Annotated in this window: 24 protein-coding genes; 11 read left to right on the forward strand and 13 right to left on the reverse strand. The window is 63.9% G+C overall.

Features of this window, described 5'->3' with window-relative positions:
* Positions 1–101 precede the first annotated feature (101 nt).
* The 5 genes from B5V03_RS39770 to B5V03_RS39790 form a co-directional block, all read right to left on the reverse strand.
* Positions 102–2093, reverse strand: a complete 1992-nt coding sequence (locus tag B5V03_RS39770; protein WP_129275861.1) for a putative bifunctional diguanylate cyclase/phosphodiesterase — start codon at positions 2091–2093, stop codon at positions 102–104.
* 6 nt (positions 2094–2099) lie between these two features.
* On the reverse strand, positions 2100–3104 hold the full coding sequence (locus B5V03_RS39775; protein WP_129275862.1) for a TRAP transporter substrate-binding protein: 1005 nt from the start codon (positions 3102–3104) through the stop codon (positions 2100–2102).
* 356 nt (positions 3105–3460) lie between these two features.
* The gene (locus B5V03_RS39780) at positions 3461–4390 is read right to left on the reverse strand and encodes an alpha/beta hydrolase (protein WP_129275863.1); all 930 of its coding nucleotides are present in this window, start codon (positions 4388–4390) and stop codon (positions 3461–3463) included.
* Positions 4391–4514: 124 nt separating this feature from the next.
* Positions 4515–5006 carry a hypothetical protein gene (locus tag B5V03_RS39785; protein ID WP_129275864.1) on the reverse strand — a complete coding sequence of 164 codons (492 nt, stop codon included), beginning with the start codon at positions 5004–5006 and terminating at the stop codon, positions 4515–4517.
* Positions 5007–5030: 24 nt separating this feature from the next.
* Positions 5031–5435, reverse strand: a complete 405-nt coding sequence (locus B5V03_RS39790) for a DUF3606 domain-containing protein (RefSeq protein WP_129275865.1) — start codon at positions 5433–5435, stop codon at positions 5031–5033.
* Between the two features lie 231 nt (positions 5436–5666).
* Here B5V03_RS39790 and B5V03_RS41960 point away from each other — a divergent pair, with 231 nt between their 5' ends.
* Entirely contained in the window at positions 5667–5807 is a 141-nt protein-coding gene (locus B5V03_RS41960) for a hypothetical protein (protein WP_007597071.1), read from the forward strand.
* On the opposite strand, the gene B5V03_RS39795 is transcribed toward B5V03_RS41960, so the two are convergent.
* From B5V03_RS39795 to B5V03_RS39805, 3 genes are read right to left on the reverse strand one after another with little or no spacing between them, the layout of a single operon-like run.
* On the reverse strand, positions 5804–7390 hold the full coding sequence (locus tag B5V03_RS39795; RefSeq protein ID WP_129275866.1) for an ATP-binding protein: 1587 nt from the start codon (positions 7388–7390) through the stop codon (positions 5804–5806). The genes B5V03_RS41960 and B5V03_RS39795 overlap by 4 nt on opposite strands.
* Positions 7387–8091 carry a response regulator gene (locus tag B5V03_RS39800; protein WP_129275867.1) on the reverse strand — a complete coding sequence of 235 codons (705 nt, stop codon included), beginning with the start codon at positions 8089–8091 and terminating at the stop codon, positions 7387–7389. The genes B5V03_RS39795 and B5V03_RS39800 overlap by 4 nt, the downstream gene beginning before the upstream one ends.
* Positions 8092–8103: 12 nt before the next feature.
* Positions 8104–9606 carry a DUF4153 domain-containing protein gene (locus tag B5V03_RS39805; RefSeq protein ID WP_164988616.1) on the reverse strand — a complete coding sequence of 501 codons (1503 nt, stop codon included), beginning with the start codon at positions 9604–9606 and terminating at the stop codon, positions 8104–8106.
* Between the two features lie 189 nt (positions 9607–9795).
* Between B5V03_RS39805 and B5V03_RS39810 the strand changes: the two genes are divergently transcribed.
* Positions 9796–11139: a glycoside hydrolase family 3 N-terminal domain-containing protein gene (locus tag B5V03_RS39810; protein ID WP_129275869.1), complete on the forward strand. Its 1344-nt coding sequence runs from the start codon at positions 9796–9798 to the stop codon at positions 11137–11139.
* Here B5V03_RS39810 and B5V03_RS39815 read toward each other — a convergent pair.
* Both B5V03_RS39815 and B5V03_RS39820 read right to left on the reverse strand, forming a co-directional pair.
* Positions 11136–12758, reverse strand: a complete 1623-nt coding sequence (locus tag B5V03_RS39815) for an ABC transporter substrate-binding protein (protein WP_129275870.1) — start codon at positions 12756–12758, stop codon at positions 11136–11138. The two genes, B5V03_RS39810 and B5V03_RS39815, sit on opposite strands and share 4 nt — an antisense overlap.
* A 90-nt stretch (positions 12759–12848) precedes the next feature.
* Positions 12849–13730 (reverse strand): LysR family transcriptional regulator, encoded by an 882-nt coding sequence (locus B5V03_RS39820; RefSeq protein ID WP_129275871.1) that lies wholly within the window; start codon positions 13728–13730, stop codon positions 12849–12851.
* A 97-nt stretch (positions 13731–13827) separates the two neighbouring features.
* Here B5V03_RS39820 and B5V03_RS39825 point away from each other — a divergent pair, with 97 nt between their 5' ends.
* A complete protein-coding gene (locus B5V03_RS39825; RefSeq protein WP_129275872.1) occupies positions 13828–14505 on the forward strand; it encodes a peroxiredoxin-like family protein in 678 nt (225 codons plus the stop codon).
* Between the two features lie 3 nt (positions 14506–14508).
* On the opposite strand, the gene hydA is transcribed toward B5V03_RS39825, so the two are convergent.
* Positions 14509–15963: a dihydropyrimidinase gene (hydA, locus tag B5V03_RS39830; protein ID WP_129275873.1), complete on the reverse strand. Its 1455-nt coding sequence runs from the start codon at positions 15961–15963 to the stop codon at positions 14509–14511.
* A gap of 72 nt (positions 15964–16035) precedes the next feature.
* On the reverse strand, positions 16036–16659 hold the full coding sequence (locus tag B5V03_RS39835) for a TetR/AcrR family transcriptional regulator (RefSeq protein WP_129275874.1): 624 nt from the start codon (positions 16657–16659) through the stop codon (positions 16036–16038).
* 103 nt (positions 16660–16762) lie between these two features.
* On the opposite strand from B5V03_RS39835, the gene B5V03_RS39840 reads away from it, so the two are divergent.
* The 8 genes from B5V03_RS39840 to B5V03_RS39870 all read left to right on the forward strand — a co-directional run bounded on the left by B5V03_RS39840 (position 16763) and on the right by B5V03_RS39870 (position 23042).
* Entirely contained in the window at positions 16763–17458 is a 696-nt protein-coding gene (locus tag B5V03_RS39840) for a PspA/IM30 family protein (protein WP_129275875.1), read from the forward strand.
* Positions 17459–17512: 54 nt separating this feature from the next.
* Positions 17513–17788: a YiaA/YiaB family inner membrane protein gene (locus B5V03_RS39845; RefSeq protein WP_129275876.1), complete on the forward strand. Its 276-nt coding sequence runs from the start codon at positions 17513–17515 to the stop codon at positions 17786–17788.
* Between the two features lie 207 nt (positions 17789–17995).
* The gene (locus tag B5V03_RS39850; RefSeq protein ID WP_129275877.1) at positions 17996–19060 is read left to right on the forward strand and encodes an amidohydrolase family protein; all 1065 of its coding nucleotides are present in this window, start codon (positions 17996–17998) and stop codon (positions 19058–19060) included.
* A 15-nt stretch (positions 19061–19075) separates the two neighbouring features.
* Positions 19076–20188: an amidohydrolase family protein gene (locus tag B5V03_RS39855; protein WP_129275878.1), complete on the forward strand. Its 1113-nt coding sequence runs from the start codon at positions 19076–19078 to the stop codon at positions 20186–20188.
* Between the two features lie 7 nt (positions 20189–20195).
* Positions 20196–20609 carry a Rieske (2Fe-2S) protein gene (locus B5V03_RS39860; RefSeq protein WP_129275879.1) on the forward strand — a complete coding sequence of 138 codons (414 nt, stop codon included), beginning with the start codon at positions 20196–20198 and terminating at the stop codon, positions 20607–20609.
* A 73-nt stretch (positions 20610–20682) separates the two neighbouring features.
* Entirely contained in the window at positions 20683–20889 is a 207-nt protein-coding gene (locus B5V03_RS39865; RefSeq protein ID WP_014491844.1) for a hypothetical protein, read from the forward strand.
* 238 nt (positions 20890–21127) lie between these two features.
* Complete coding sequence (locus B5V03_RS41965; RefSeq protein WP_164988617.1) at positions 21128–21286, forward strand: hypothetical protein; 159 nt, start codon at positions 21128–21130, stop codon at positions 21284–21286.
* Positions 21287–21398: 112 nt separating this feature from the next.
* The gene (locus B5V03_RS39870) at positions 21399–23042 is read left to right on the forward strand and encodes a S53 family peptidase (RefSeq protein WP_164988618.1); all 1644 of its coding nucleotides are present in this window, start codon (positions 21399–21401) and stop codon (positions 23040–23042) included.
* Here B5V03_RS39870 and B5V03_RS39875 read toward each other — a convergent pair.
* Entirely contained in the window at positions 23039–23884 is an 846-nt protein-coding gene (locus B5V03_RS39875; protein ID WP_129275881.1) for an SDR family NAD(P)-dependent oxidoreductase, read from the reverse strand. The two genes, B5V03_RS39870 and B5V03_RS39875, sit on opposite strands and share 4 nt — an antisense overlap.
* Positions 23885–24054 lie beyond the last annotated feature (170 nt).

Here is a 24054-nt window from a genome sequence, read left to right on the forward strand (position 1 = left end):
AGTGCGAAGTTGGTGAGACAAGCGCTAACTGAAACGCGAGAATGATCTACAATAGCGGGCGGCCGGGAGCCGCATCGCCCCACAGGGGCGCAAGGTTCGTGCTACCGTTCGGCCGCTGCGTTGACGACGTGCAGTTTGGTCACGGGCGAAGCCGGTGGCATTGTCCTCGCGAAACCCGCCAGAATACTGGCGCCGAGCTCCGAGGCGGGGATCGGCCGGCCGAAGAAGAAGCCCTGAACCTGATCACCGTCGGCTGCGTCGAGAAACGCTGCCTGGTTGGCGGTTTCGACGCCTTCGACCGTCACTCGCATGCGCAACTCCCGTCCGAGCGCGATGATCGCTTTCACGACTGTCCCGACCTGACAATGCGATCCATCGAGGCCTTGCATGAAGCTTCGATCGATCTTGATCTTGTCGAACGGAAAACGCCACAAATAGCTGAAGCTCGAATAGCCAGCCCCGAAATCATCCATCACGATGGCCACGCCCATCGCCTTGAGCGTCGCGAGCTGCGTCATGATCGTTTCGGTGTTGCCGAGCAGCAGGCTTTCGGTGATCTCCAGTTCGAGCCGGTGCGGAGCGAGCCCCGCCTCTTTCAGTGCGGCAGCGACGATGTCGCTGATGGTGCCCGCCACGAACTGCTGGGGTGACAGGTTCACTGCAACGGTCAGGTGCGCCGGCCAGGTCGCGGCGATACGGCATGCCTCCTGCAACACCCATGTCCCGATTTTGTCGATGAGCCGCAAGTCCTCCGCGACCGGAATGAAGGTCAATGGCGGAATGAGCGTTCCGTCCGCCGCGGGCATCCGGATCAGCGCTTCGAAGCCGACAAGGCGGCGCTGAGATATTTCGAAGAGAGGCTGGTAATGCAATTCGAAGCGATTATGCAGTACCGCCTCGCGAAGCGCACTCTCGAGTTCGATGCGCGCTTGCAGCTCAGTATCCATCTCTGGCACGAAAAACCGGATGCAGTTGCGGCCGGCTGCCTTGGCCGCGTAGAGCGCGAGGTCGGCACTCTTGAGTAACCGCTCCGGGGTGGTGTCCTCCGCCATCGCCAGCGTCACGCCGATGCTCACGGTTGTGAGGATCTCGTGCTGCTTGAATGTCACCGAAGCACTTGAGGCGGCGGCAAGATGGCGCGCAAACGACTCGGCCTGAGCCTTGCCGGCGATGCCGCTCTGCACGACGACGAATTCGTCGCCGCCGAGCCGGGCCACCACGTCGTCGACCCGGACCGCAGCGTGCAGACGCTCCGCGATGGACTTCAGCAGGAAGTCGCCGCCGTCATGACCAAGCGTATCATTGATCTCCTTGAAGCGATCGACGTCGATGAAGTGCACGGCAAGGCCGCCGCCCCGTGTCGGCAAGTGAGCGAGGGCTCTCTCCAGTTTTTCGATCAGATGGGGACGATTGGTCAGCCCGGTCAATGCGTCATGGTGGGCGAGGAAGCGGATCCGTCGGTCAGCCTGTTTCACCTTTGTTTCACGATACCACGCAACCGCGGGAATGGAGAAGGCGAGGCCCGACAGCAGGCAAAGGAATGCGGCCGCGATCAGGAACGCATTGTGAAAACTCCGGCGTTGCTCCGTTTCGTCCACGTAGGCCGCAACGACGGCAATGTGGCGGCCGTCGGCCCGGACCGGGACATAGGCGCGCGCGAAAAATGCCGGTTGGTCGACCGAATTACCCTTCCTGACATCGACGATTGGTTGACCGTCGGCGATTGATCGCGCCGCATCGGGGCTGTATTCGGACAAATCGACGAGCGCGATCTTATCGCGGGTCGACACGAGCTGCGAATAGCCATTGCGGTTGAAGATCTCGTAGTGAAAGACCTCACCGGAATTTCGCGCCGACAGGAAGAACGCTATGCTGGCGGCGGACGGCTGCTCGCCGCCGGCGATCTGCTCGAGATCGGTGACGCTGGTCCCCAGGAACTGCGCCCAGCTACGAGCAGTCGACGTCGCATCTTGACGGAGAAGATGATCGGTCGTGATCTTCAGGGTCATCCCGACGCCCAGCAACAGAAAGGCGAACGCAGCGACGATGATGACGATGTTTCGCAGAGGCCGGATGCTGGCGAGTGATGGCATCCGCGGCTACCGGATCGATCGCATTTTTGTGAGCTCCGACCGGACCGCTTTCAGCAACTCGGCATTGCGCTCACTTTTCGAAGCCCAATCATCGGCAATGGCCGCGAACGCGGCATTGGCCGTCTGCAGGTCCGACGGCGAGGGCATGATCACGTGACGGTTGGGATCGGACTTTAGCTCCTCCATGATGCTGCTTTCCACCGCTTCGTAGGTATCTACGAAGCGTCCGGCAGACCACGTACCACTGTATTTGAGAATGATCGCCTGCGCCGATTTCGGCAGCCGGTCGAACGTCTTCCGGTTCATCAAGACCATCAGCGGTGCGCCGCTGACGCCAAGAAGGTAATGATAAGTCGCAACGCGTTTGATGCCGTAATCGACCACTGAAGCAGGGTTCACGAGGGCGCCGTCGATGCTGCCGTTGCTGATGGCTTCGGAGATCTTGTTGACCGGCAGGAGCAAAGGCCGCGCCCCCAGCTTTTCGAGCGCTGCGGCTTCGCCGGGATTGTTGACGCGAAGTCTCTTGCCCTTCAGATCATTCAGCGACGTGATCGGGACGCTGCTGTGGATCGTCTCGGGCTCGCTGACATATGCGCCGATCACCGTATAGTCTTCGTATCCTTGCAGCGCGTTGACGGCCATCAGCCGGGTGAACACTGCAACAGACTCGCGCATGCTCGTAAACAGGCCGGGCATCTCGATGATCGCATTGTCCGCGAACCGATTGCGCGTCAGCCCCGTCACGACGTAGGCGATGTCCGCCCTACCATCGAGCACGATCTGGGGCTGCTCGGCCGGATCCTTGCCAAGCGCGCCGCTGAAATAGGTGTCAATTTCAATCTGGCCTCTAGCCTCGGCGTTGACCGCGTCGACGAACGGCTTGACCGCGGCGAGATAACTCGTCGAGCGGTCGGAGCTGAAGAACGCCAATTTGAGCTTGACCGGTTCGGCGGCGAGCGCCGAAGTCAGCACAAAAGAGATCACCGCGAATCGTGCCAGCAACTTCCGCATCGGTTTTCCGATCGTGGCGGCAGCGCGTCACACAATTGTGCCAGACGCGGATTTCCTTGGTCTCTATAAATAGAAATTCTTAAGATAACTGTCCCAAATAGCACAAGGCGGTGCGGGCGGCGGCCAAATCGCGCATCGTGGTTTGGGGCGCGTTAACGCCAGCGAGACAATTGTCCCAGAGGGCCCATGCGACTTGCCTCACTTCAGCCGCTCGTAGTCGCACGGCAATGGCGCGCGCTCGTCGTCTCGGAGGCGAGGGCGCCAGGCCACACAAGGACGAAACGCTATATTGCAAGCGACCGGTCAAATTTGCACAGACACCGAATCAGCTTGCAACCCTGCCGCTCGCAATGCCGTTACGGCAGCCCCCGCGCCTCCAGCTGATGCACCAGCAGCAGCGTCGGCTCGGCAAGGCTGTCGCCGGAGCCATCGAGGCCGAAGGCGCTCGCGATGCCGTCGCGGCTGCGCAGGAGGGAGGCGCGCGGGCAGTGGCCGGCGCCGCAGAGCGTCTTCTTCAGGGTCTCACCCTGCGCCACGATGCCGGCGGAATCGTCCGTGGCCCAGGCCAGCACGATCGGCACGTCGACATTGAGGATGCCGGGAAAGGCCGATCGCTTGTCATATTGGGTGGCATCCAGGCCGAGATAGGCCTTCTCGCTGTCGCTGGCCTCCTTGCCCGCGCGATAGATCCCCGACACCAGCACGACGCCCGCAACGTCGGCGCGCTCGGTCTGGAACTCGGGATGCGCCAGCAGGGTGGCGACGTGAAAGGCGCCGGCGCCATAGCCGACCGCGACGATCTCGCGGGCATCGCCGTTGAACAGGTCGATATTGCCATGCACCCAGGACAGCGCCGCTGCCACGTCGCTGGCTCCCATCGGCCAGGTTGCCGTGGGCGCCAGCCGATAATTGACGCGTACGCCGATCATGTCGTTGCGCGCGGCAAAGCACATGGCCTGGTCCTGCATCTCGCGCGAGATGTCCGGCGCACCGTGGTCGCCCGTAAAAGTGTCGCCGGCCACGAACAGCAGCACCGGCCGCGGCGTATCCGCCTTGGTGTTACTTGCGGCGACATCGAGCACATTGGCCTCGCTCTCGCCGTAGCGCAGGCCGCGCGAGAAGGTGACCTGCTCGCACAGCCGCGCGGTGCCGCCGGCCGTGGTGTCGGAATCGGTGAGGCCTGTCAGGACGAGGTCGGACGGCGCGCTCCGCCGCATCGGCGCCGGACCATGCGCGGAGGCGGCCGTGATGGTGAGAAGAAGGAAAAATGCGAGACAATTCTTCATGTTGGTGCCGGCCTTGCGTGTCCCATATTGGCCCGCGCGTTTGGCCTGTCTTTTCGATTCGCCTTATTAGTTGGATCGTCTTGAGGCGATTTCACGGCACCATTGGCAGGTTCTCCAGGCCGTTTCAATTCCCCGGCTGGAACGTGCAATCCGCCCCGCTGCCGTCCTTCCGGCGGATGGCGTTGGGGTCGATGGTGCAGCTGAGCTTGCTCAGGCTCTCGAAGTTCGATCCCGCCGCGCCGTCCGCGGGAACGCCGGCCAGCGCCTCGGTGGCGAAGATCTCGTTGGCGGTGGAGCCGTTCACGGTCTTCGCCTTCTTGCCGAAGGTCACCTCGCAATTGCGAACGGTGATGTCGACATTGCCGGTGCGGCAGACGATCCGGTCGGCGGTCACGACGATCGGCTTCTTGTAGGGAATATCGGCGTTGGCGGCGAACAGCATCGCCATTGCCTTCTTCTCGGCGCCCGACAGGACCGGTGACAATGGCGCGATCACGCCCGCCAGCGCCAGCGCGGTCGCGCCCGAGACCTTGGCGAGCGTGTCGGCGGCCGCCGCGACGCTGGACGCGGTTGCGGCAACAAGGGCGCAGGCGAAGATCAGCTGGGCGGATTTCATCTTGTTTTTACGGTCCCCCAAGTCTCAGGCCGCCTTCTTCCGCTTGGCGACTTTCTTCGGGACCTTTTTGGCCTTTTTCTTCTTCGCCGCCTTCTGGGCTGCGAGATAGGCTTCGACCTTCCTGGAGGAGTGGCCGGCCGCGGCAACCGCGGCCTTCAGCTTGGCCGGGGTGATCTTGAACTTCTTCGACCAGTAGCGGACCTCATAGGCCTCGCCGAGTGCGATCCGGCTCTTGTCGGCGGCGCGGTGCTTCTGGAGCTTGATGTAGGCCTCGACCTTCTTGGCGGAGTGGCCGACCTTCTTGACGGCATATTTCAGCTTGGCTGGCGTCACCTTGAACTTCTTCGACCAGTAGGCGACCTCGTACTTCTCGGTGAGCGCGATCAGCGCCCGATCCGCGCCGCCCCGCTTTGCCTTGTCGTCGGCCATGCGTCCGATTTGGAAGGCAAGATGCCCACCCGCGCGACGATTGCGCGGAGCGGACGTTTTGCCTCGCCGCGCCAGACGCTTGTGTGGCGCGACTTCGCCCCGCTCCGGAAAGCGGTTTCTACTGTGCATGGGGTTGTTTTCGCATTTTTTGTCGGTCGCGCGTCCGTGACGGAACCTTTTGCCGGCTGAAGCGACTTATCCATGACACGGGGAAACACGTGCGAGGCTGTCATGGCAGAGAAGCATACCGCCGATCCGGCAGAGATCATGCGGGCGACCGGTCATCCTGAGCTGGAATATGCCGCCGGCTGGACCATCGCTGGTCTCGTCACCATCGGCACCATCGTCGCCGCCTGGGTGTTCGCAATCTAGGCTGCCGGAAACTGGAGTTCGAAGGCGACGCCCGCGTCGGTGGGCTTGAGCCTGATCGAGCCGCCATGGCTCGCCATGACCGCGCGCACGATTGCCAGTCCCATCCCCGTGCCGCCCTGGTCGCGGTGGGTCGTGAAGAACGCATCAAAGATCCTGTCGCGGTTCGGCGCTGAGATCGGCTCGCCGTCATTGCTCACCGTCAGCAGCAGGGTCGTCCGCGCGTCCACCGCTTCCAGCCTGATGGTCCCAGCCTTGTGCCGCATCGCGTTATCAGTGAGGTGCGACAGCACGATCAGCGCCTTCTCGCCGGACATGCCGATGGCGCGGTCGAGGCTGCCGCTCGCCTCGATTGCGCTGGTCGGAAACCGGCTCCTGAGATCGGCGATGACGGCCGCGAGCTCGGTCCGCTCGTTCTGCGGCAGGCTTTCGGCGCGGGCGAGCTCCCGCAGCCGCTGCGCCATCGCCTCCAACCGCTGCGTGTCCGACAGGATGTTGGCGATGAAGGTGTTCTGCTCGGCGGGCGTCAGGCTGCCGGCCTTGCCCTGAACCGAATCCTGCAACAGTTCGGCCGCGCCCTTGATCGAGGTCAGCGGCGATTTCAGCTCGTGGGTGAGGTGCGCCGAGAAGGTCGCAATATAGTCGGAGCGCCTTGCCAGTTGCTCGGCCATGCCGAGGAAGCTGTGCGAGAGCTGGGCGAACTCGCGCGTGCCGTAATGCCGGAGCGGCCGGAACGCCTCGCGGTCGCCGCGGCCAATTCTGGCGGCGCGATCGATCAGCTCGCGCATCGGCAGCGTGATGGTGCGAGAGAAGACAAGGCCGATCGCGATCGTGCCGAGGATCACGGCCAGTCCCGCCAGCACGAACTTGCCCCGCTCCTGGTAGAGATGGTCAAAGATGTTGCTGGGTGTCCGCGTGGTGTAGATCACCCCGGCGACACGGTTGTTGACGATCACGGGCATGGCCGAGAACACGTGGACGCCGAGGCCGCGGCTGAAGGAATAGATCGGCGGCGGCGGTCGATCCGGCACGCGGTTGCGCAGCGTGGCGCGGTATTGCCCGTGCAGCGCGTCCGCGACCTCCTCGATATGGGCGAGCGATTGCCCGACCTCGTAACGCCCGGCGATCACCACGCCCTGCGGATCGAGGATGCGAAAGCCCGCCAGCGTCACCTTCTGGGTCTCGCGGATGATTGGATTGAGCCTTGCGCCGATTTCGACATAGGCCGGCTGCGCTGCTTGCGGCGCGGGCAGCGCCTCCGGCCGCCGCCGGAGGAGGTCGTTGGCCGTCAGATCGAGTGCGGCGCGGATCGGGGTGACCTGGTCGCCTGGATCGGGCAGCACGTTCGGCGGTACCTCGGCGCCGAGCGTGAGGCCGCTGTCGAGCCTTGCCGTGACCTCCTGCGCATAGATCGTCGCGAGCACACGGCTCTGGGCGATCAGCTCGGCCTGGGTCTGGCGGATCAGCTGGTTGTCATAGAGGCGGAAGAAGAACAGGCCGACCAGCGGCAGCACGCCGACGGTCGCCAGCACCGCGAAGATGACGAGGCCGAGCGACGGCCGCCATTTGTCGGGCGCCGCGCTCATGCCTCTTTCTCGCAGCGACCGAGCTTGAAGCCGACGCCGTGGATGGTCTCGATGACGTTCTCGCAGGCCAGCGCCGCGAGTTTGGCGCGGATGTTGCGGATGTGGCTGTCGATGGTGCGGTCGGACACCTGGATGTTGAGCTGGTAGGCCGCCCGCATCAGCTGCTCGCGGTTGAACACCGAGGTCGGCCGGGTCAGGAACGCGCGCAAAATGCCGAACTCGATCGCGGTCAGTTTTAGCGGCGTGCCGGCGAAGGTCGCGACATGCTGCTCGGGATCGATCAGCAGGCCGCCTTGCGCAAGCGCCGCCGGACTTGCTTTGGCCTCGCCATTGCGCGGGCTGAGGCGGCGCAGGATGACATTGACCCGCGCCACCAGTTCGCGCGGGCTGAACGGTTTTGTCACGTAGTCGTCGCCGCCGATCTCGAGGCCGAGGATGCGATCGATTTCCTCGTCGCGCGCCGACAGGAACAGGATCGGGACATCGGAGCTCTTGCGGATCTCGCGGCAGACGTCGAGGCCGTCGAATTCGGGCATGCCGATGTCGAGCACGATCAGATCGGGCTTGTCGGCGGCAAAGCGGGCGAGCGCCTCCTTGCCGTCGCGCGCCTCGATCACGTCCATGCCGGCCTTCTTCAGCGCGACGCGGATCACCTCGCGGATATGGCCCTCGTCGTCGACGATGAGAATGCGATGTGCCAAGAAATTCTCCGCTCACCCTGCCGGCTGATTGCCGGGCTGGCTTTTGGCTTCAGCATCGAGCCGGCGCTGCAGACGCCAGCTCCGAAATCCCCAGGCTCGCCAGGCCATGTCCAGCCGCTGGGTTTCTACAAGCCGATCGCGGCGCCGCGCAAGGCAGTAATCACCACCGCGAAGCGAGATGATCTTGCCGAGCGCTGGCAGCGCCTGCGGTCCGAGTGTGAGGAGATAGTTGGCATCAATGGTCAAGCCCTTCCCCGACATTTCACTGCTGTGCGTCAGATTGTAGTCGGCAATGAATGCGTCGAAGTTCACCAGCGAGGCAGTGTACAGCACGATCGTTAACGCGATCAGGTTGGCGCCGACAAGCCACCGGTTGGAACGGTTGAGCACGATGCGGGCGACGATCAGGATCAGCCCGAGCGCCACCAGCCCCATCCAGATGAACGCCGCGATCCGCCAATAGGTCAGCATGTAGATATCGACGTAAAGATCGAGGCGGAGGATGGAGGAGGCGACGAGCAGGACGTTCTGCCCGACCCAGAGATAGACCAGCGGCCGGATCACCGTCGATTTCTCGGCCGCCCCGCCCGGGCGCATCGCGGCCAGCACGAAAGCCGCGGCGAGCAGGGCGGTCGCGATCAGCGGATAGGCGCCGCGATGGGCGTACGCGGCATAGGTCATGTTCGCCGGCAGCGCCACATGACCCCAGAGATAGATGCCGTCGAGAATGGACTGCGCCGCGAACAGCAGATTGAAGAGAATCAGCGAGCGCATGATGGTCGAGGGGCCCAGAAACTCCGCCGAGACGACGGGCGGGAGCGGCGGCGGCACCGCGACATCGCGGACGGTCGCCGTGACAACCGTCTTGCGCCGCCAGCGCACATGGATGAAAGGCCAGACCAGCGCCAGCATCATGGCCCAGAACAGCACGCGGGGGATGCTGACATATTCGAAGAAGAGTTTTGGATTGAGCAGGGACACCCACTGCTCGATCACCGGATTGGCGGCAGCGAACAGCGCGACGAAGACGGTGCCGAGCGCTGCAGGCAGCAGCCAGAGCGCGATGCCGCGGGTGAACGCCGACATGTTGAAGATCTGGAGCGCGTCGGGGAAGAACCTGAAGGGACCAAACAGAACGAGGTTGCGCAGCGCGCGGGCGCGCTCGGCGAGCCCGGTCGTTTCCGGATTGGTCGCGATCAGAAGCGCAATGACCAGCGCCATGGTGAGGATCAGGAAGGACAGCATGTTGAGCTCCTCGACGGCCGGCACGAGGCCTGCGACGAGAATGGCCGCGCCGATCATGGCGCGCCGCAGATCCAGTGTCGCATGATTGAAGAGCGCCGACACGCAGGCGATCGCGATCGCAAAGAGCGTCAGCGATAGCCCGATCCGCTCACCATAGAACAGCCAGTCGGCCAGCGCGGCCAGCACCAGCGCAAGGCCGACCTTGGCCGGAATCGAGGAATGCCTGATCGGCTGGATTTCCGCAGCGATCGTCGAAGCCAGGCTCGTCATGTCGAGAGGACCTTTCGTGATGGGTGGCATCACGAAGTCTGAACACCTCTTGTGCAGAAGGCGGGATCATCGTCTGCACGGTTTCAGGAGTCTTTTGCAGATTTCGTGCAGGCGCGCTTTTGCCCCTCGCGCGGCGTGAATCGCTTTGATAGGTGCGAAGCATTCGCCACTCCCCGCGCGTGATGCATCATGCAATTCCTCGGTCGTATCGGACTGATCTTGCTCTGGCTTGCCGCACCTCTCGTTGCTTTCGCGGCCGCGAACAAGAACGATCCCTATCTGGTCCCATTGCGCGGCGCCGGAAACATCACGCTCGTCGTCGCAAGCATCGCGATCGTCATCGTCCTGCTGCGTAGAGGACGGTGGCGGACCATCGCCGGCAAGCTGTTCGTCATGCTCTGGTGCCTGCCGCCGCTGCTGATGTCGGCGGCGCATCTCAAGTTCGAGCTGTGCAAGCATGATGTCCTCAAGGCCAGCGCCGCTGAAGCGCGTCAGCTCGGGCCGCACTTCATGGTCGGCTATTCTTCTTTTCCCGATGTCGCGCGCCTGGCCGAGCAGGGATTGATTGGCGGCGTCTACGTCACAAGGCACAACATCCGGGGACGGAGCATCGAGGCGCTGCGTACCGAGATCGCGACGCTTCAGGACAAGCGACGCGCCGCGGGCCTGCCGCCGCTGGTGGTCGCCGCGGACCAGGAGGGCGGCATCGTCGGGCATCTCTCGCCGCCGCTGACCAAGCTGCCGGCGCTGGCGACGCTCGCCGGGCTTGCCCCGGACGACCAGCAGGCCAAGGCCGAAGAGTTCGGCCGCATCCACGGCCGTGAGCTCGCCGGCCTCGGCGTCAACCTCAATCTCGCGCCGGTGCTCGACCTCAAGCCGCCGGTTCGGCGCAACCGCCTCGACTTCCACACGCTGATTGGCCAGCGCGCGATCGCCACCGATCCCGCCGTCGTCAGCGCGATCGCAAGCGCCTATGTCCGGGGGCTGGAAGAATCCGGCGTCGGCGCGACGCTAAAACATTTTCCCGGTATCGGCCGCGTGCGCACCGACACGCATCATTTCAGCGCCAATCTCAATACGCCGGTCAGGGAGCTGGAGGTGACCGACTGGCTTCCGTTCCGCGAGGTGCTGTCGCATTCGCGCAGCGCGCTCATGGTCGGGCATGTCACGCTCACTGCGGTCGACCCTGATCGTGCTGCCTCGCATTCGAAACGCGTCGTCCAGGGCATTATCCGCGACAAGTGGAATTACCAGGGCGTGGTCATGACCGACGACCTCGTGATGGGCGCGATCTACCAGAACGACGTCTGCAAGGCGGTGGTCGAGGCCATCAATGCCGGCGTCGATATGCTGCTGGTCGCCTATGATGGTGCGCAGTTCTATCGGGTCTTTGCGTGCGCCCTTGAGGGATCACGGCAGGGCAAGCTCGATGCCGCAACGCTGCGTGCGAGCGAGGCGCGGCTGGAGCGGGGCTTTCCCACTGAGCAGGCGCGAGCGGCCTCGCGCACTGTCAGCATTGCCCGCCAAAACTAACCTTTCGCGAACTGACGATAGTCAGGCTCGCGGTGAAACCAGAACTCATAGCCGGTGATGGCCTTCTGCATGGCGACGTCGTGGATCGGCTGGTTGAGCGGAACGACGGGAACGTCGTGCATGCAGAGCGCGATGAAATCCTTCACGGTTTTGTCGTACTCCGCCGCATCCGCGGTGAAGCGCGCCTTGTCGATCAGCGCGTCCATCTCCTTGTTCTGGTACGAAGAGATGTTGAAGATCGAGTTGTTGCCGTGAAAATTCCAGTAGAAGTAATATTCAGGATAATCCAGCCAGCCAGAGAAGCGGTTGAGCGCCAGCGGCAGCTCCTTCTTGTTCAGCGTCGTGCGCCAGTTCGCGCCCGGGATCTTTTCGATCGCCGCCTTGATGCCGATCTTGGCGAGACTTTCCTGGATCAGGATCGCGGTCGGCTCGCCGACGGTGGCAGTACCGGTGTCGAGCGAGAGCGTGGTCTCAAGGCCGGATTCGAACCCCGCCTCCTTCATCAACGCCTTGGCTTTGTCGAGATCGGTGACATAGGGAAACGGCTGCGGCCAGACCGGCTTTGAAACATCCGCCGCGCCGCCGTACATGGGAACGGCGCGGCCGAAGAACGCGCTGCTCTGGATCTGCTCGTACGGCATCGCCCAGGCGATGGCCTGACGCAGCTTGGCATTGTCGAATGGCGGCTTCGCGGTGTTCAGCGCGACGTACCAGAGCGCGTTCGGGATCGGCACGCCCGAGACCTTGACCTTGCCCTCCTTGATGATCTGTTCGAAGTCGCGCGGCGCAAAGCCGCTGGAGATATCCGCATCGCCCCGCTCCAGCATGGCGCGGCGGGTACCGGCGGAGGGGACGTCGCGCGCAATCACGCGCTTCACCTTCGGCAGCGGACCGCTTTTCCAGTCGTCGAACCGTGTGAACACGGTTTCGCTGCCGGGCTTCCAGCTCTCGATCCTGTAGGCGCCGCCGCCGGCCTCGTTGGTCTTCAGCCACGCCAGCGCCCAGGGGTCTTCCGCCGTCGCGTTCTTCTTCGCAAGTTCCGAGTTGATGATGAAGGGCACGACCACGGCGACGTTGAACAGCAGCATCTTGTCCTTGCGGACATAGTCGATGCGAAAAGTGTGGTCGTCGACGACGACGAACTGCTCGGGCTTCTCCAGCGACCCCGCCGACATCTGGAAGGTCGGAAAGCCGCCGACCTTCACCGCGCGATCGAACGACCATTTGACGTCCTTGGCGGTCACAGGCGTGCCGTCGTGGAATTTGGCGTCCTTGCGAAGCTTGAAGGTGCAGGACATGCCGTCGGCGGCGACCTCAAAACTCTCGGCGAGTTCAGGCGCGAGCTTTTCGCGGTCATAGGACAGCGTGCCGTCCGGCAGCGTCTTTGAAGCGTAGGAGAGCAGGCGGTCGTAGCAGTTCCAGGACAGGCCGTTCACGGTCTGGTTGGAGCCGACGCCCTGCATGTCGAGCGAGTTCGGCCCGAGCTCCTGCACCACCAGCAGCGTCTCGGCGCGCCCTTGCGCAGAGGCGAAGCGGGGCTCGATCACCGTAAGTCCGGCCGCGCCAAGGCCGCCAAGCACCACATTGCGGCGGCTGATGTCGAAAGGTGATGGGCTCATCGGTGCCTCTATTTGCAATATCTCTGCGACGTAAAGAGGCAAGGCGCATGCCATCGGCGCGCTTCAATGTGTCGCAAGCGGCCCGGCGGCCTATCTCAACTCTTCCGCCAGGAAGTCGACCAAAGCGCGCACCTTGGTCGACGGTCGGGGACCCGCCGGAAACACGGCGTAGACGTCAACGGGCGGGAGCTTGTAGCTCTTCAGCAGCGGCACCAGTGCCCCCGACGCGATCTCGGGGCCGGCCATCACCGGCGACGTCATCGCGACGCCCAACCCCGCCAGCACGCTCGCGAACACGCCGGGGCCGGAATCGGTGGTGATGCGGCCGCGGACATCCACCGAGGTCTCCGCGCCGTTGCGGGTGAACGACCATGTGGTGTGGCCGAACAGGCCGGGACCGAAGATGCAGTCGTGCGAGGCGAGATCGGCCGGCGTCTTCGGGGTGCCGCGTTCGGCGAGGTAGGACGGCGCGGCGACGAGAAAGCGAGGTAGCGTCGCAAGCATCCGTGCGCCAAAGCCGGAGTCGCCGAGCGGGCCAAGGCGGATGGCGACGTCGGTGCCTTCTGCCACGAGGTTGTGCCGTTCGTCGGCGACGGATAGCTCGACGCGCAGCAGGGGATGGGCGCGCAGGAATTTCGGCAGGCGCGGGATGATGTTTCGCGTGCCATAGACGATCGGCATCGTGATGCGCAGCGTCCCGCGCAGGGAATCGACGCCGCGCGCGGCATCCTCGGCGTCCTCGATATCGGCCAGCACGTCGCGCGCGCGGATCAGGAACAGCGCGCCGGCGTCCGTCACCGTGATGCGGCGTGTGGTCCGCAGCAGCAGCTTGACGCCGAGCCGGCTCTCCAACTCGCCGATGATGCGCGACACCGAGGGCTGCGACAGGCCGAGCTCGCGCGCGGCCTTCGAAAAGCTGCCGCTCTCTGCCGCCCGCACGAAGACGGTCAATTCCTGGAGCCGGTCGCCCATTTGAAATCCAAATAGATGTTCTCCGAAACCGCCATATACCCCTTCATTCTCAAATGATCCAGATAGGCCGGGCCAACAGCAATTGATGGAGCTAGCCATGGCCCTGCAAGACAAACTCGACGCTCTTAAAGCCGATTTCGAAGCCGGCCGTTTCCCGCTCAAGCCCAGCAAGGAGGCGCTCGACACCATGCACCGCGCCACCGCCGAGCTGATCGCGAGCGGCCAAGCGCAGCGCGCGAAGAAGGCCGGCGACGCCGCGCCGGAATTCTTGCTGAAGGATCCCGGCGGCAAGCCTGTCTCCTCGCGCGACTTGCTCGCGAAGGGGCCGCTGGTCGTCTCGTTCTATCGCGGCGTCTGGTGCCCATATTGTAACCTCGAGCTCCAGGCGCTCCAGGAAGCGCTGCTGGAAATCGCCGCGCGCGGAGGCAGCCTCGTTGCGATCTCGCCGCAGACCGCGCCGAACAGCCGCAAGTCCGAGCGCGATAACAAGCTGTCCTTCCCGATCCTGAGCGACGTCAGGAGCGAAGTCGCCGACGCCTTCGGCATTCGTTTCGCTCTCTCGGGCGAGCTCGTCTCGCTTTACAAGTCCTTCAAGAACGACCTGCCGACCTTCAACGACAATCCGTCCTGGGTGCTGCCGATGCCCGCGCGCTACGTCATCGGTCGCGACGGCATCATCGCCTATGCCGAGGTGAACCCGGACTACACCCACCGCCCCGATCCGTCCGAGCTGTTGCCGGTGCTTGACCGGTTGCAGGCCAGCAAGGCGGCCTGATCGTTACGGCGTCACCGCTCCGCGGCTAACGGCGCGCGGGGCGGTCAGCTCTTTCCATGTCGAATTGGCGACATGCACCGGCGAGAACGCCGGACGTTCGACATAATGGCCGTCGCCGGCTTCGGCGCGCAAATCGCCGTCCTTCCAGACGACGCGGCCGCGCGAGAGTGTCGCGGCTGGCCCGCCGGTGCAGGCAAAGCCTTCGAACACGTTGTAATCGATCCGGCTCATCTGCCGCTTCGCGCTGATGGTCTTGCTTGCCCTGGGGTCCCACACCACGATATCGGCATCCGAACCGACGGCGACTGCGCCCTTGCGCGGATAGATGTTGAGGATGCGGGCGATGTTCGCCGACGTTACCGCGACGAATTCCTCTTTCGTCAGCCGTCCCGTGGCGACGCCGGCGGTCCACAACAGCGCGAGCCGATCTTCGAGGCCGCCGGTGCCGTTCGGGATCTTTCTGAAGTCGCCGAGCCCGAACCGCTTCTGCTCGGTGGTGAAGGCGCAGTGGTCGGTCGCGACCACCTGGAGTGAGCCGGCTTGCAGGCCGGCCCAGAGACTATCCTGATGCGATCTGTCGCGGAACGGCGGCGACATCACGCGCTGGGCGGAGTGATTCCAGTCCTTGTTCTGATATTCGCGCTCGTCGAGCAGCAGATGCTGGATCAGCGGCTCGCCATAGACCCGTTTTCCCGCTGCCCGCGCCCGCGCGATCGCCTCATGCGCTTCGCGGCAGCTGGTGTGCACGATGTAGACAGGCGTGCCCGTCATATCGGCGATCATGATGGCGCGGTTGGTGGCCTCGCCCTCGACCTCAGGCGGCCGTGAATAGGCGTGGCCCTCGGGGCCGGTGACGCCGCGCGCCATCAACGCCTCCTGCATCAGTGCGACCACGTCGCCGTTCTCGGCGTGCACCACCGGCATGGCGCCGAGATGGGCGCAGCGCGCGAACGAGTTGTAGAGCTCGTCGTCGTTCACCATCAGCGCGCCCTTGTAGGCCATGAAGTGCTTGAAGGTGTTGATGCCGTAGGTTTTGACCACGGTCTCCATCTCGTCATGGATCTGCTTCGACCAAGACGTCACCGCCATGTGGAAGCCGTAGTCGCTCGCCGCCTTCTCGGATTTGCGCCGCCATTCCTGATAGGCCGCGAGCATCGACTGGCCGGGATCGGGCAGGCAGAAATCCACCACCATGGTGGTGCCGCCGGTCAGCGCCGCCTTGGTTCCGGATTCGAAATCGTCGGCGGTCACCGTGCCCATGAACGGCATTTCGAGATGGGTGTGCGGATCGATCCCGCCCGGGATGATGTAGGCGCCGCCGGCATCGACGATCTCGGTGCCCGTCGGTGCGTCGAGCGATGTTCCGACCGCGACGATGGTCTCGCCGTCGATCAGCACGTCCGCACGGCGCGAATGATCGTGATTGACGACGGTGCCGCCGCGGATGAGGAGGGGCATGGGAGGCTCCGAAAGAGAGGACGAGACGCCGCGAAAGCTAAGCGTGCTGCCCGCGATGCGACAGACGAAATTTTAGTCAGGCGATGCGGCTAGCTCGCTCGCGCGAATCAAGCCGTCGATCATCGCGCGCACGAGGCCCGCGATCTCCTTGCGGAGCGCCGGCAGGGGAACGGCGACCAGCCTCTGCTCCAGTCCCAGTGCCACCATGCCATGCACGGCCGAGAACAGGCTGCGTGCGGTGATGCCGAGCTCCTCCGTCCCGCGCTCCGGAAACAACGCCGCCAGCGGCTTATAGATGTGGCGGAACAACTGCAATTGGTCATCGACCGACCAGTCGGGCAGGGCCTTGTCGGCCTCCATGCGGTGCTCGAACATTGCGCGCCAGAGTTCGAGATTTTCCGCTGCGAAATCGCAATAGGCAATTGCGATGCGGACCAGCATCTGCTGGGGCGAGTGCTCGGCCGTTTCCGCGGCGCTGAGTGTCTCGTCGAGCCGACGCAGTGTGCGCGAGCCGACACGCAGGACGAGCTCGTCCACATCCGCGACGAGATTGTAGACCGCGCCGTTGGCACAGCCGATTTCACGGGCCAAATCGCGGGTTTTTAAGCCCGCCAATCCGCGGCTCGCGATCATCCGCTCAGCCGCCTGGATCAGGTCGGCCCGCAGTTTCTCTCGACGCTCCAAGGCTTTAGTCATTCGTTAACCAAATTCATGAGCGTCGCTCAGAAATTTATTGAACGATGTTCAAGTTCGTTGCTACAAAGTATGTGTGAGCAACGCTCATAACAGGGAGCTGCAGATGTTCAAGACCGTAGTGACACTTTTCCGCGGCAGCGTTGCCGCCGCAGGCGAGGAGCTGGAGGACCGCACGGCCCTTCTGATCCTTGATCAGCAGATGCGCGACGCGGCCGCCGCCGTCGAGCGCAGCAAGCGGACGCTGGCGCTGGCGATCGCCCAGGACCAGCAGGAGGGACGCAAGCTCGAGGCGACCGTTGCCCGCATCGCCGATCTCGAGACCCGCGCGGTTGCGGCGCTCGACGGTGGCCGCGAGGATCTCGCCAAGGACGCCGCCGAAGCCATCGCGGGCCTCGAGGCCGATCGCGATGCGGCGCTGACGGCCCGCGCACTGTTCGCGACCGAGATCATCAGGCTGAAGCGGCACGTCGCAAACGCGCAGGCCCGCATCACCGAGCTCGACCGCGGCCGCCGTGTCGCCCGCGCTTCGGAGGCGGTCCGCTCGCTCCGCCGCAGCGGCATCGAGGCGGCGAGGCCCTACGAATCTACGCTGCCGGAAGCGGAGAGCACCTTGCGGCGTCTGCGCGATCGCCAGATGGAGGCCCAAGCTGCCGATGACGCGCTGGTCGAGCTCGATGCGGCCTCAGGTCCGCTCGCCACCGCCGAGAAACTCGCCGAGCAGGGCTTTGGCCCCCGGCTCAAGACGACCGCCGACGACGTGCTGGCGCGGTTGAAGTCCAAGCGCATGCCGACGGCCTGATCTCAAGCCTCATCTTTCAAACCTCATCATCATTTGAGCCTACAGGAGACCACCATGAACCAGAACGGCCAACCCCACAGCGGCGCCTGGGTGACCTTCACCTACGCGTCCTTCGCAGCCTCCGCATTCCTTGTCGCCATCGGCATCTTCTTCCTGCCGATCGACCTCTGGATGAAGGGCTATCTCACCATGGGCATCGTGATGCTGATCCAGACCTGTATCGCCCTGACCAAGACCGTCCGCGACAATCACGAGAGCAGCCGGATGGTGAACCGCATCGAGGATGCCAAGGCCGAACGTCTGCTGATGGAAGTCTCCAAGGCGGCTTAAAGGCCGAGACCATACGCAAAGCGGTGGAGCAGTTTGCTCCGCCGCTTCCGCGCGGAAACGCGTTCAAGCCTCATATCGCGCCTGCGAAATGCAACCGAGCCATGACGGATCGCGCGGCTGCGCTCCCTTGCGCGGTGGCGGCAGCCGGAGCACTCTGCGCAGGCGGCGCACAAGAACGCTGCCAATAAGATTGCGCGAGGAAGCTCCATGGCGGTGACGCGGATCGACTGCGACATCCATCCGGCGGTTGGTGGCACGCGCACGACGCTGCTTCCCTATCTCAGCGATCACTGGAAAGAGCAGGTGGCAAGCCGCGCCATCGACGGGCTCGATCTCACCTCCTATCCGCCGAGCATGCCGCTGTCAGGCCGCGCCGATTGGCGGCCGAGCAACGGCACCAAGCCCGGCTCCGACCTTGCCATGGTGCAGAAAGGCGCGTTCGAGCAACTCGGCGCCAGCCACGCCATCCTCAACGTGCTCTATGGCGCGCAGGCCGTGTTCGATGCCTACATGGCGGCCGACTTCTGCAAGGCGATCAACGACTGGATCGCCGCCGAATGGCTGTCGCGCGATCCTCGCCTGCGAGCGTCCATCGTCGTGCCGATGCAGGACCCGGATCTGGCGATCGAGGAGATCGAGCGCCGTGCCGGCGACGTCAGGTTCGTCTCCATCCTCGTGCTGGCGCAGGGCGAGACGCTGCTGGGACGACGGCATTTCTGGCCGGTCTATCGGCTCGCGGAGAAATACAAGCTGCCGCTCGCGATCCACGCCGGCACGCAATATCGGCAGGCGCCGAGCTCGGCCGGCTGGCCGTCGCATCGCTACGAATATTACTTCGTCGAGGCACAGGCGTTTCAGGCGCAGATATTGAGCCTGATCTATGAGGGTGTGTTCGGAAAATTTCCTGATCTCAAGGTCGTGTTGATGGAATCAGGCGTCAGCTGGCTGCCGGCCTTCATGTGGCGCGCCAACAAGACCTGGCGCGGGGTGCGGGTCGAGGTGCCCTGGGTCGAGCGCGAGCCTGCCGCGATCATCCGCGACAATTTCCGCGTCACCATGCAGCCGTTTGATGCGCCCGCTGATACCAAGAGCGTCGAGGAGATCATCGACCAAATCGGCTCCGAAGAGATGTTCTTGTTCGCGTCCGACTATCCGCACTGGCAGTTCGACGGTGACGATCCCATTCCGCCGAACCTGCCGAAGAGCATCATCGACAAAATGTGCGTCGACAATCCGCTGGAGACGTTTCCGCGGTTGTCGCTGGCTAATTAATTCTGGAGGTTTCGCATGAGTGAGGTCATCGACCGTCCGTTGCGCGACGACGAGAAGCCGGCGGCCTCGCGGCTGCGTATCATCGATTGCGACGTGCATCCGAGCCTGCGATCGACGGACGATCTCAATGAGTTCCTGCCGAAACGTTGGCAGCAGCACTTGAGAGAATATGGCAGCCATCTGCGCACGCCGTATCTGTTCACGACACCCTATCCGCGCTCGTCGCCGCTGATCGCGCGGCGCGATGCCTGGCCGCCGACCGGCGGACCGCCCGGTTCCGATCTCGCCTTCATGCAGAAGCAGCACCTCGATCCGCTCGACGTCGAGTTCGGGATCTTGCAGGTGCTCGATCTCTTCATCTTCTCGCAGCAGAACCTCGAATTCGGTGCCGCGATCCAGCGCGCCATCAACGACTGGCAGCTGGCGTTCTGGTCACACCGCGATCCCCGCCTGAAGGCCTCGATCCTGGTCGGACAGGATGGCGTGGACCTCGCGATCGCCGAGATCGAGCGTTGCGCGAAAATCGGCGAGTACATCCAGATCAACGTCTCGCCGCGGGCCAACGAGCCGCTCGGCCGCCGCCGCTATTGGCCGATTTATGAGCGCGCGCAAGAACTCGACCTGCCGCTCGGCATTCACGTCGGCGGCTATGGTGGCCACGCGCCCACCGGCGGCGGCTGGCCGTCTTATTATGTCGAGGAGCATCAGTCCAATGCCCACACAATCGCGGCGCAGCTTGCGAGCCTCGTCATCGAGGGCGTGCCGGAGCGGTTCCCGAAACTGAAGATCGTCTTCATCGAGGGCGGCTTCGGCTGGATCCCCTCGGCGGTCTGGCGCATGGACCAGCACTTTGAACGTTTCCGCAGCGAAGTGCCGCATCTGAAACGCAAGCCGTCGGAATATGTGCGTGAAAACTTCTGGTTCACGACGCAGCCGATCGACGAGCCGGATGAGGCGCGGCATCTGCGGTCGCTGATCGAATGGGTCGGCATCGATCGTCTGCTGTTCTCGTCGGACTATCCGCACTGGGACTTTGACGATCCGCGCTTCGCCTTCAAGACGCCGCTGACGGAGGCGGAGCGGAAGAAGATCTTCCGCACCAACGCGCGCGCTGTCTACAAGTTCTGAGCTCCGCATGGCCCGTCACATCGTCGCGACCACCTCGGAGATCCCGCCCGGCGGCAACAAGGTCGTCGATATCGCCGGCCGCGATATCGTCGTGTTCCATGTCAATGGCGAGTTCTTCGCGCTGCTGAACCGCTGCCCGCACGAGGGCGCGCCGCTGGAGAAGGCCGCCTGCGTGGCGCGGCTGACCTCGCCCGAGCCCGGCGTCTACGAGCGCTCGCGCGTCGGCGAGATGCTGCGCTGTCCCTGGCACGGCTGGGAGTTCGACATGCGCAACGGCCAGTCCTGGTTCGACCCGAACCGCGTCAAGATCCGGTCATATCCCGTCGCGGTGGAACGCGGCGACGAGCTCCAGAAGGGGCCGTATGTGGCCGAGACCTTTGCGGTGCATGTCGAAGACTCTTATGTGATTGTGGAGGTCTGAGCCGGCATTGCCGATTGAGATTCCAACGCAGGTGCGTTATGGCTCTCGCGCTTTCCAGAGGCGGAGATGAGCTTTGTCGAAACAGTCCCTGCGTGAAGAGGCCGAGCGCCTGATCCGCGAATCGATGGAAAAGAAGACCATCGTCGTGAAGCAGGGCTCGACCCGTATCGAGGCCGTTTGCGGCAAGTGCGGCGCGCCAAACCGGGTCCAGGCGGAAAAGGGCCAGAGCCGCGTCAAGTTTGCCTGCAAGAATTGCGGGCATCAGCAAGAGACGCTGTAGGTCTCAGCCCGAAGACCGGGCGCACCTCGCGAATGCGGTGACGATTCATTCCGATCGCATCGCGCGTTAACTGCGACGATGTCCGTTGCGCTTGATGGCCCTGAGGATTGCCGACCCGGCCTTGTGGCCGGATTGCGACGCGCGGACGATGTCGGCGCCGCGTCCGATCCGGCATCAGGCGAGGCGGCGTCACGGCGGAAATGACGGTGGCGTTCGTCAGGGTCGAGCTGACCAGCCGTTGACGGTCGAAGCCGATGAACTTGGTGCCGTAGCGACGGTTGAGCCGCGCGTAGATCGAGCGCATCAGCAAATCCTCGGATCGCAATCAGAAATCGAAAAAAATCTCGAACGTCCGGGCTGGTCGCGTGGCGGCGTGCCGGCCGGATTGCAAAATTGACGCATCTGGGGATCGACGATAACCTGCAACCTTTGGTCGTGTCGAGGGTGAGGGCCCGGCGATGGTATCACGTGCAAGGACGGGTGCCGCGTCGCGGCATGTTGGCAGCCGGATGCGTCGTCAAGCTGCAACTGCGAAACAGCTGGTCGTCGTGCGGGACAGCGCGCGTGTGCGTCAGAAGGGCGCGAAGCGCCTGAGGGACGCCAGCCCGCAGCAGCGGGTTGACGTGACCCTGACGCTGCGCGGGCCGAAGCTGCCGGACGCGGCAGTTTTCGCGAGGCGCCCGCCGTCGCTGGCACAGTTCAGGGCGAAGTGCGGAGCCTCCAGGGCCGATGCCAACAAGGTCTCGCAGGTGTTGCGCAAGTTCGGGCTGAGCATCGATGAGGTCTCGCTCGAGACGCGCAGCATGAAGGTGAGTGGCACTGTTGCCCAAATGGAGGAAGCCTTCCATCCCAACCTCGGGATCTACGAAAGTGCGAAGCAAGGCACGTTCCGCGATCGCGAGGGCGAGTACGAGGTGCCCGCGGAACTTCAGCCGATCATCACCGCCGTGCTGGGATTTGGCGAACGGCGCGTCGCAGGCAGAAAGCCGTCGAAGACGGCTGCAAAGGCGACACATCCTCTCAAGCCGTTCGCGCCGCAGGATATCGAGAATCATTATCGTTTTCCTCAGGGGCGAGGGGCTGGCCAGAGGATCGCGGTGGCGGAGTTCGGTGGCGGTTATTTTGCCGAAGACCTCGCCGCCTATTGCAAGTTGTTCGGTCGCGATCTGCCGACCGTGAAGCGCATCTCGATCGATGCGCCGATCCGGAACCTCGCGCAGATGAATCGCCTGAAGCCCGCCCACCGGCGCGACGAAATCGGCTACACCGGCGAAGTGATGATGGACGTGCAGATTGTCGCGGGGCTGTGCCCGGAGGCAGAGATCCTGGTCTACTTCGCGAAAGACCATCAGAAGGGCTGGGTCGACCTGCTCAATCAGACCATCAAGGATCGGCCGGTGGCGCTTTCGATCAGCTGGGGCGCCGCGGAGGATTCCGGCGACTGGTCGAAGGCGGCGCTGAATGCGATCAACGAGCGGCTGCATCTGGCCGCGTTGCTCGGCATCACCGTTTGCTGCGCTTCGGGGGATGATGGGTCCGGCGACATGCAGACCGACAAGCGCGCGCATGTCGATTTTCCGGGCTCCAGTCCCTATTCCCTGGCGGTCGGCGGCACCATGATTCGACACAAGGCCGGCAAGGCCGTCGAACAGACGTGGCGCGTCGGCAAGGGGCGGCGCATCCGTGACGTGGGTGGCGCGACCGGTGGCGGGGTCAGCTCGATCTTCGCCAAGCCGGGCTGGCAAAAAGTCTCGGTTGCGTCGCTGAACAAGGGGGACTTCAAGGGACGCGTCGTTCCCGACCTCACCGCGCTGGCCGGTCCACCAATGTACGACTTGATCTTCCAGAGCGAGCGAAGCCCGGGCGGCGGTACCAGCGCTTCGACGCCTGTGCTGGCCTCATTGATCGCGCGCGTCAACGCGCTGCTGCCGCCCCGCAAGCGCCAGCGCTGGCTCACACCGCTCCTCTACGCCAAGACGTCTCATGGTCTCTCGATGGGCCGGCTCGTCTGCCATGACATCACGATCGGCAACAACGTCTCCAACCCGAAGCCGGGTATCGGATTCAACGCCGGCCCTGGATTTGACGCCGTCTCCGGTTGGGGTGTGCCGATCGGCGCCTCGTTGTTGCTGGCCCTGGGCGGATCCGTCTAGTCCTGCTTCACGAACTTTGCGAACGCATCCGCATGGTCCGGGTGCCAGCGCGACAGCGGCGGGCGGTTTTCGACGATGTCGCCGGCGGCCCACAGCATCCGCTTCTCGTCGAGCGCGCGGGGCACGTCGTTGTCCGGGCACAGGATGTAGAAATCGCCGGCTTTCAGCCGCGCCAGCATGAAGTCCACGGTCTGCTCCGGCGTCCAGGCGCCGGCCGGCTTCTCGGTGCGGCCCTTTGCGGTGAGCCCGGTGAAAACAAAGCCGGGGATCAAGAGATGCGCGCTGATGTGGCAATCCCTGGTGTTGCGCAGCTCGTGCTGGAGCGCTTCCGTAAACGCCTTCACGCCGGCCTTCGAGACATTGTAGGCGGGATCGCCCGGCGGCGTGGTGATGCCCTGCTTGGAGCCGGTGTTGATGATGAGGCCGCACTTGCCGCGCGCGATCATGCCGGGCGCGAAGATTCGCGAGCCATTGATGATGCCCCACATGTTGACGGCGATGATGCGCTGCCAATTGTCGGGTTCGCCGAACAGCGTGCTGCCCGGCTGGATGCCGGCATTGTTCATGAGCAGGTCGGTGCCGCCGAAATGCGCGCCCACCGCGCGTTCCAGTTCCTTGACGCTCTCCGCCTTGCCGACATCGACGGCGAAGGTCATCACATGTGTGGCAGAGGCGACGGATGACAGTTTTGTTGCGGCCTCCGCCAGTCGCGCCTCATCGACATCGGCGATGCACACCTTCATGCCGGCGCGCGCGAAGGCTGCGGCGGCGGCAAATCCGATGCCGGACGCGCCACCCGTGATCACGGCAACATTGTCCTTGACGATGGCGGGGTGCGGCATGGTTCGTCTCCGGGCAGGGGGCTTGGTCGAGCTATAACATGGCACTCGCGCGACCCTGCACAAGTCGGCATGGGTGGTCTTCGTTCCACGCCGCCTTTACGCCTCTCCGGCACCGCTGTATTCTATTCCACCTAACGATCCCGCCCAGATCGAACCCAATCAATCACCTG

It is taken from the genome of Bradyrhizobium betae, assembly GCF_004123905.1.
GTDB lineage: Bacteria > Pseudomonadota > Alphaproteobacteria > Rhizobiales > Xanthobacteraceae > Bradyrhizobium > Bradyrhizobium betae_A.